This window comes from Cellulosilyticum ruminicola JCM 14822, from assembly GCF_001311925.1.
Taxonomy (GTDB): Bacteria; Bacillota; Clostridia; order Lachnospirales; family Cellulosilyticaceae; genus Cellulosilyticum; species Cellulosilyticum ruminicola.
Genome location: NZ_BBCG01000095.1, coordinates 1 through 7,391, shown reverse-complemented (window position 1 = coordinate 7,391; position 7,391 = coordinate 1). Strand labels below are relative to the sequence as shown.

The following is a 7,391-nucleotide window of genomic DNA, read 5'->3' as shown; positions in this document are numbered from 1 at the left end:
AAAATAAAAAGCTGCCTAGTTAGATAGAATGAGCTGTTTAACTAGGCAGCTTTTTATATAATTATTTAGTTGCAGTTGATAAAGCGTTAGTTACAGCTTCAAGAATAGCAGCACTTGATTTAGAAGCACCAGATATAGCGTCAACACTTTCTGTTGATTGGTTATAAATAATGCTTGGGATTAATTCATTTTGAATTGAAGCAAAGATTGTAGATGTTTCGTGTTGTTCAATCACATCAATTGCATCAATGAAACCATCTTTTATGATGACTTCAACTTTAACAGTACCGTTATTTCCTTTAGATTCACCAGGATATGTACCATCAACATATTGCGCTATGGCATCTGCTTTGATTTTTTCTTTTATTTCTTCAATTTTAGCAGTTTCAGTAATACCAATGTATTTACCATCAGACATAGCAAGAGCAGAAGCGTTAATACCTGCTTGACGACCAAATACAATAATATCAGCTAAAGCATTACCGCCGAGGCGCTCAGCGCCATGAACACCACCAGTGACCTCACCAGCAGCATAGAGGTTTTTAATAACTGAACCTTCTGATGAAATGACTTCTGAATTTGTATTAATTTTAATACCACCCATAGTATGGTGAACACCAGGAGCAACTTCAATGGCATAGTATGGTGCTTTTTCAAAAGTTGTTTCAAGACCAGCGTTACGTCCGAAAGCAGTATCATTACCTGATGTAACTGCTTCATTATACTTTGTGATTGTTGCTTTAAGTGTAGATGCATCCATACCAAGAGCTTCTGCTAAAGCTTCAGGTGTTTCAGCTTCAGTTGTAATGCCTTGAGAAACATATTTTTCAATTGCAGCTAAACTTTCACGTACACTTTGATCAAATACAAGATAAGCATGTCCGCCTTCTTGTTCTAAAATTGCAGCAGATACTTTGTCACGAGTAAGCATTTCGTTTGTGAAGCGTTCACCTTTATTATTTACAAGAATCGCACCGTTACCACGTACAGCTTCAGTGATAAGTCCAGCTGTTTCAGGATGTACAGTTGGGTGAATTTGAATTTCTTCTAAATCAACGAAGTCAGCTTTTACTGATTCGGCAAGTTTGATACCATCACCAGTTGCACCTACTTGGTTAGTTGAAATGAAACCATCTAATTCAGGTACATATTTTGTATAAATTTCTGCATTATTTGCAAAACCACCAGATGCAATAACAACAGCATCAGCATTAATGATATATTCTTGATTACCAGATTTTGCTTTAATTCCGATGATTTCATCACCAGACACAATAAGTTCAGTTGCTTCGGTGTTTTTCATTGTTTCAATGCCGCGTTCAGCTACATTAGCAGAAAGAACTTCTACAAGATGATTACCAACAGCAGCACCACCAGCAGGTCTATGGGCACGTTTATTAGTAGCACCACCTAAAGAACCAACATCTGATAAATCAGCACCTAAATCAGTAAGCCAGTTGATTGCATTTTTTGCATTTTCTGTTAAATATTTAACAAGTTCTGGGTCGTTAAGATTTTCACCGCCAGCAAGTGTATCTGCGTAGTGAATTTCTGGTGTATCAGTAATACCTAATTTTTCTTGGAATACTGTACCAGCAGCATTAATACCACCTGTTGCTCTTGCTGTGTTTCCGCCAACGAAAGGCATTTTTTCTACAATAATAACATTGGCCCCTGCATCATGTGCTTCGATAGCGGCACTTAAACCACCACCACCAGCACCGATGACTACGATATCTGTATTAAGTGTAATCACTGATGCAGATGTTTCTCCTGTTTGAGTTTCTTGAGTAGTTGCATTTGCAGATTGAGTCGTATTACCACAGCCTACAAAGCTAGATGCAACTACAGCTACGCAAGCGATTGTTGCAAGTAATTTGTTAATTCTCATACTTTGTATTTCTCCATTCATAAATAAAAAATTTACAGAAATGAGAATAACATACATAAGTAAAAAGTGTAAATACATAACAAATAAGATTAAATTTATTATAAAATAAAAAAAATTAATTTCCTAATGTGAAATCAGGACTTGTTAAACGGAATTTGTCTTTAATACCAGATGTCACATAAACATTGTAATCAGTTGTTACAAAAATCGCATCAATGCCATCTAGTTTTTCAATAAAAGCAAGTCCATCTTCAATGCCTAATGCAAAAGTTGAAGTTGAAAGGGCATCCCCATCGATAGAGTAGTCACTAATAATCGATACACCTGCAATTTGATTGTCATATGGATAACCCGTAGAAGGATTTAAGATATGGTGGTATTTCTTACCGTCTTCAGTTTCTAAATAACGTTCGTAGATGCCAGAGGTTACAAGAGACTTATTAGCTACATTGATTGTACCAATCCCATTACCACGAAGACCAAATGGATCTTGAATCCCAATAGTCCATAATTTATTGCCAGGTTTGTCACCAAGGGCATAAACATTTCCGCCCAGGTCAATGATGGCGTGTTCTACGCCAGATTCACGGAGAATGTTGGCCACTTCATCAGCAGCATAACCTTTTCCAATCCCACCTAAATCAAGCAGCATCCCTTTTTTTTCAAGGTAAATGCTATGTGAGTTTTTGTCTAATGTTACAAGATTAAAATCAATTAAAGGCAATGTGGCATCAATTTCTGACTGTGCTGGAATGCGGGCATCTGGGAAACCAATATCCCAAAGTTTAACCAGTGGTCCTACTGTAAGGTCAAAGGCACCAGACGTTAACTTACTATAATACATGCCTTTTTCAATCACATTGTAAGTTGCTTCATCTACTTGAACAGGTGCGATACCGGCATTTTCATTAACCTTATCAAGAAGTGTATTTTTTTATTAATACTTAAGATATTTTCAATCTCTGCTAATTTGTCAAAGGCTTTGTCTAAAATTTCTTCTGATTGATGATCATAGAGTTTTACAGTAGCAATTGTACCTAAAGCAAAGTTTTGGCGTGATAAATAAGGGGATGCTGAAGACTCAGTTTTGTCTGTTTTACTGCAACCTGTTAAAAAAATGACGCATGACAATATAGATATTAATGTATAATTTAATATTTTTGTGTATTTACGTTTCATTTATTTCCTCCTATAGCTTAAAAAATATTGATAAAACGTGATAAATATCTCATGGAGTATTATACACTTAATGGTCATTTTAGGAAATAGGTAGAAAATAATAATCAATAAATAAAAATAAATAGTAGACTTTTTAACAAAGTTTAGTTATAGTATATAAGTAACATAATTTGTAATATGGAACGATTATGTAAAATAGTAAAATTAAATAAGAGGTGGATTATGTCTAAAAAGACAAAAATTGTTATACTCGGTGCGGGTTATGCTGGTATACATGCCGCTAAAAAACTTGCTAAAAAGTATAAGAAAAATGATAATGTAGAAATTACATTAATTGACAAAAACCCATTCCATACTTTAATGACAGAGCTTCATGAAGTGGCTGGTGGACGTGTAGAAGAAGAATCAGTAAAAGTAAACTTAGCTGAAATCTTCCATAGAACAAAAGTTAAAGTTGTTGTAGATTACATTGAAAACGTAGATATGGAAGCTCAAAAAGTTAAAACAAAGTTTGGAGAATATACATACGATTATTTAATGGTTGGTATGGGTAATGAGCCAGCGTATTTTGGTGTACCAGGCGTTAAAGAAAATGGATTTAGCTTATGGTCATTAGAAGATGCCCTTAAAATCCGTGCACATATCGAATGCAAATTCAAAGCAGCTTCTTTAGAGAGAGATGCAGAGAAAAGAAAAGAAATGCTTACTTTTGTAGTAGCAGGTTCTGGATTTACAGGAATCGAAATGGCTGGTGAACTTTTAGAGTGGAAAACAACACTTGCACGTGAGTACAGAGTAGATGAAAACGAAGTTTCACTTTTAGTAGTAGAAGCAGCTGGAACAATTCTTAACATGTTAGATAGAAAACAAGCTGATAAAGCTGAAAAATACATGACTAAACATGGTATGAAAATCCTTAAAGACAGCCCAATTATAGAAGTTAAAGCTGATGAAATCACATTAAAATCAGGTGAAGTGATCAGAACACAAACTTTAATCTGGACATGTGGGGTTCAAAATAATCAAGACTGTGTAAAAATGGGACTTGAAACAGCTAGAGCAGCTAGACTTCAAGCTAACAAATTTATGCAATCTACAAAATACGAAAACGTATACCTTGTAGGGGACTGTGCTTACGTAGAAGAAGAGCAAGGTAAAGGAAATCCTCAAATCGTAGAAGCAGCAGAACAAACAGCAGCAACAGCAGCTAAAAACATCATTGCTTCTATTGAAAACAAAGAAAAAGTTGAATTCAAATCAAGTTACCACGGATTCATGGTATCTATCGGTGGTAAATACTGTGTAGCAAACCTTATGGGTATCAAACTTTCAGGACTCTTTGCTATGCTTGCAAAACACTTTGTAAACATGATTTACTTATTCGGAATTTTAAATATTCCTCAAGTAGCACGTTATTTGCATCATGAATTCTTCGGAATTAAAGAAAATAGAAATATCCTTAGAGGACATTTAGCGTCACACGGAAATCGATTATGGATGATTCCACTTCGTATTTATGTAGGATGTTTATGGTTCTTCGAAGGTCTTGCAAAACTTTGTGGACCATCAACATGGGAAAAAGCAGTAGATGCATTATTTACTAAGGGTCAATGGTTATTTACAATTGGTGCAGATAGTTGGATTAAAGCTGGTAATGTCAACATGCCATTTAGCTGGTTACAAGATGGTGTAACAGGTGCATCAGTAGCAGCTGAAGGTGCAGCAGAAGTCGTAACTCCGATCTTAAGCAGTATGCCTAGTTTCTATGAAGTAATCATGAAAATTATGATTCCAAATCAAGGTATGTGCCAAGTATTCCAAATTATAGTAGTATGCCTTGAAATCGGAATGGGTCTTGCATTAATTGCTGGTTTATTCACATTCCTTGCTGGCGCAGCATCTGCATTTATGACAGTTAACTTTATTCTTTCTGCTATGGCAGGATGGAATATCTTATGGTATACATGTGCAGGTATTGCTTTAATGGGTGGTGCAGGTAGAACATTCGGTCTTGATTATTATGTAATGCCATGGATTAAAGAAGTAGCAAGTAACTGGTGGATCGGAAAAAGAAAACATATTTATGCAAACGACTAAAAATATGTTATAATAAAACTACTAGAACAAGCCAAGCTTTAGCTTATTAATAGAAGTAACAATTAATTAGCGAAAGTTAGTCAGATAGAGGGATGTTGTAAGGCACGAACACATAACTAGAAAAGTGGAATTCCACAAGATCTCTAGAAATGTGCTGTCAAGCAATGTCCCTTTAAATTTTCTAGGGAATAGAAGAGGAATGTAAGATGAAAATGAAAATAAAAAAATGGGATATTATAATCATTGGATTACTCCTTATTATTTCTTTCCTCCCTTATATGTTAATTAAGGAATTGGTCAAAGACGATATAACCAAAGGCACATATGCGTATATTACAGTAGAGGGTGAATTCTATAAAGAAATTCCTCTAACAGGCAGGTAGATTATAAGGAATTTGTGATTAAAACTGAAAAAGGCGAAAATGTTATAGCCATTGAAAATGAAAGTATAAGAATGGCTAAGTCAGATTGTTCAGATCATGTATGTGAGCAATTTGGCGCGAGAAGTAAGCCTGGTCAAACAATTGTATGTTTACCGCATCAAATTTATGTTGAAGTTAGAGGAAATAAAGTAGACTCAGAAGAAACAATAGATTCTGGAGCCTATTAGGAGAAAAAAGATGAAGCAGACAAGAAATTTAGTGTATTTATCTCTACTAGTAGTCATGGCTCTAGTACTGAGTTTAGTTGAAAGAAGTATACCTGTCCCATTTATGACCCCAGGAGCTAAATTAGGCCTTGCCAATTTAGTAACAGTACTTGCCCTGTATTCCCTGCCTAAGAAGAAAGACGTTGTGATGATCATCGTTGTAAGATTGATTCTCACAAGTATATTTGGCGGCAGTGTATCAGGATTAATGTATGGGGCTATGGGGGCACTACTTAGTTTCTTAAGTATGATATTTATAAAAGAAACATTAAAAGATAAAGTAAGTATCATTGGTGTAAGCGCAGCGGGCGCAGTATTTCATAATATCGGACAAGTCCTTGTATCAATGTGGGTTGTACAAAATGTAGGGGTGGCTTTATACTTACCCTTTTTATCAATCGCAGGGATTGTAACAGGTATATTTGTAGGACTTGCAGCCAACTACGTGATTACGTATATTTATAGCTTACCGATGTTAAGAGAAGTTTTAGAATCAGAAAGGACAGCATGAGATGCACGCAATTTGGAATCAGTACCCAGAAATCAAACAAGAACTTGAAGCAGTAATTGACTTAATGGATAAAAATGCCTACTGTAAGGACAAAGTGATTGAGAATTCAATCAAAGAACTTGTTCATACTAGTGGGAAAATGTTAAGGCCTGGGTTTTCTATTATTGCATCTAAATTTGGAAATTATGAATCAGAAAGAACACAGGTATTAGCAGCCATATTAGAAATGTTTCATATGGCAACTCTTGTTCATGATGATGTCATTGATGAAGCAAAGCTTAGAAGAGGTAGGGAAACGATTCAGTCTAAATATGGTAAAAACTATGCCGTATATATTGGAGATTATTTATTCTGTATTTGTTTTAAACTTTTAGCACAAACTGCATCACTTCATAGTATTCAAATGGATAGTAAAGCGATGTCACGTATTTGTTTAGGGGAAGTAGAACAACTTAATTCACGCTTTGACCAAACAGCTACAGTAAAAGACTATTTAAAAAGAATTTCAGGGAAAACAGCAGAACTTTTTGCTCTCAGCTTATATTTGGGGGCAGCAGAAAGTGAATGCAATAAGAACATGTCACGCTTATTCTGGAACATTGGTTATAATATTGGAATGGCCTTCCAAATTATTGATGATGTACTAGATTATACAAGCGTAAATGAAGTATTAGGTAAAGAAAGTAATCATGACGTCAAAGAAGGTGTCTATACATTACCTCTAATTTATGCATTAGAGAAAAAGCCACAAGTATTAGTAGACTTACTCAGTAAAGAAAGCTATACAAATGAGGATGTAGAGTTAGTAAAACATCTTGTTTTCAAATATGAAGGAGTAGAAAAAGCAAGAGTACTTGCTAAGAAGTACACAGCAAAAGCCTTCAAACTTATAGCGAAATTACCTGATAATCAGTACAAAGAAATGCTAAAAGAAATTACAGCATTAATGTTAGATAGAGAATACTAAAAAAGAAGGACAGATAGAGTTCCAATGTCATTAAGTTAACATTGTGTTAGAAACGCACTCTTTAGAAAAAGAAGTTGAAGATTCATTTCTTCAACTC

8 protein-coding genes are annotated in these 7,391 nt (G+C 35.0%); 5 read left to right on the top strand and 3 right to left on the bottom strand.

Going from position 1 to position 7,391, the window contains the following annotated elements:
• Positions 1-61 precede the first annotated feature (61 nt).
• The 3 genes from JCM14822_RS17285 to JCM14822_RS23295 form a co-directional block, all read right to left on the bottom strand.
• The gene (locus JCM14822_RS17285; RefSeq protein WP_083461543.1) at positions 62-1,891 is read right to left on the bottom strand and encodes a flavocytochrome c; all 1,830 of its coding nucleotides are present in this window, start codon (positions 1,889-1,891) and stop codon (positions 62-64) included.
• Between the two features lie 115 nt (positions 1,892-2,006).
• The gene (locus tag JCM14822_RS17280) at positions 2,007-2,786 is read right to left on the bottom strand and encodes an FAD:protein FMN transferase (protein WP_306307381.1); all 780 of its coding nucleotides are present in this window, start codon (positions 2,784-2,786) and stop codon (positions 2,007-2,009) included.
• Positions 2,768-3,070, bottom strand: coding sequence for a hypothetical protein (locus JCM14822_RS23295; RefSeq protein ID WP_306307380.1), 303 nt, complete (start codon positions 3,068-3,070; stop codon positions 2,768-2,770). Before JCM14822_RS23295 ends, JCM14822_RS17280 begins: the two co-directional genes overlap by 19 nt.
• Positions 3,071-3,292: 222 nt before the next feature.
• Here JCM14822_RS23295 and JCM14822_RS17275 point away from each other — a divergent pair, with 222 nt between their 5' ends.
• The 5 genes from JCM14822_RS17275 (at position 3,293) to JCM14822_RS17260 (ending at position 7,294) form a co-directional block, all read left to right on the top strand.
• Entirely contained in the window at positions 3,293-5,167 is a 1,875-nt protein-coding gene (locus tag JCM14822_RS17275) for an FAD-dependent oxidoreductase (protein ID WP_054743754.1), read from the top strand.
• A gap of 206 nt (positions 5,168-5,373) precedes the next feature.
• Positions 5,374-5,550 carry a hypothetical protein gene (locus JCM14822_RS20695; protein WP_157047863.1) on the top strand — a complete coding sequence of 59 codons (177 nt, stop codon included), beginning with the start codon at positions 5,374-5,376 and terminating at the stop codon, positions 5,548-5,550.
• Between the two features lie 14 nt (positions 5,551-5,564).
• Positions 5,565-5,777, top strand: a complete 213-nt coding sequence (locus tag JCM14822_RS17270) for a NusG domain II-containing protein (RefSeq protein WP_054743752.1) — start codon at positions 5,565-5,567, stop codon at positions 5,775-5,777.
• 10 nt (positions 5,778-5,787) lie between these two features.
• On the top strand, positions 5,788-6,327 hold the full coding sequence (locus JCM14822_RS17265) for a Gx transporter family protein (protein ID WP_054743750.1): 540 nt from the start codon (positions 5,788-5,790) through the stop codon (positions 6,325-6,327).
• Position 6,328: 1 nt separating this feature from the next.
• Positions 6,329-7,294, top strand: coding sequence for a polyprenyl synthetase family protein (locus JCM14822_RS17260; RefSeq protein ID WP_054743748.1), 966 nt, complete (start codon positions 6,329-6,331; stop codon positions 7,292-7,294).
• Positions 7,295-7,391: the final 97 nt, after the last annotated feature.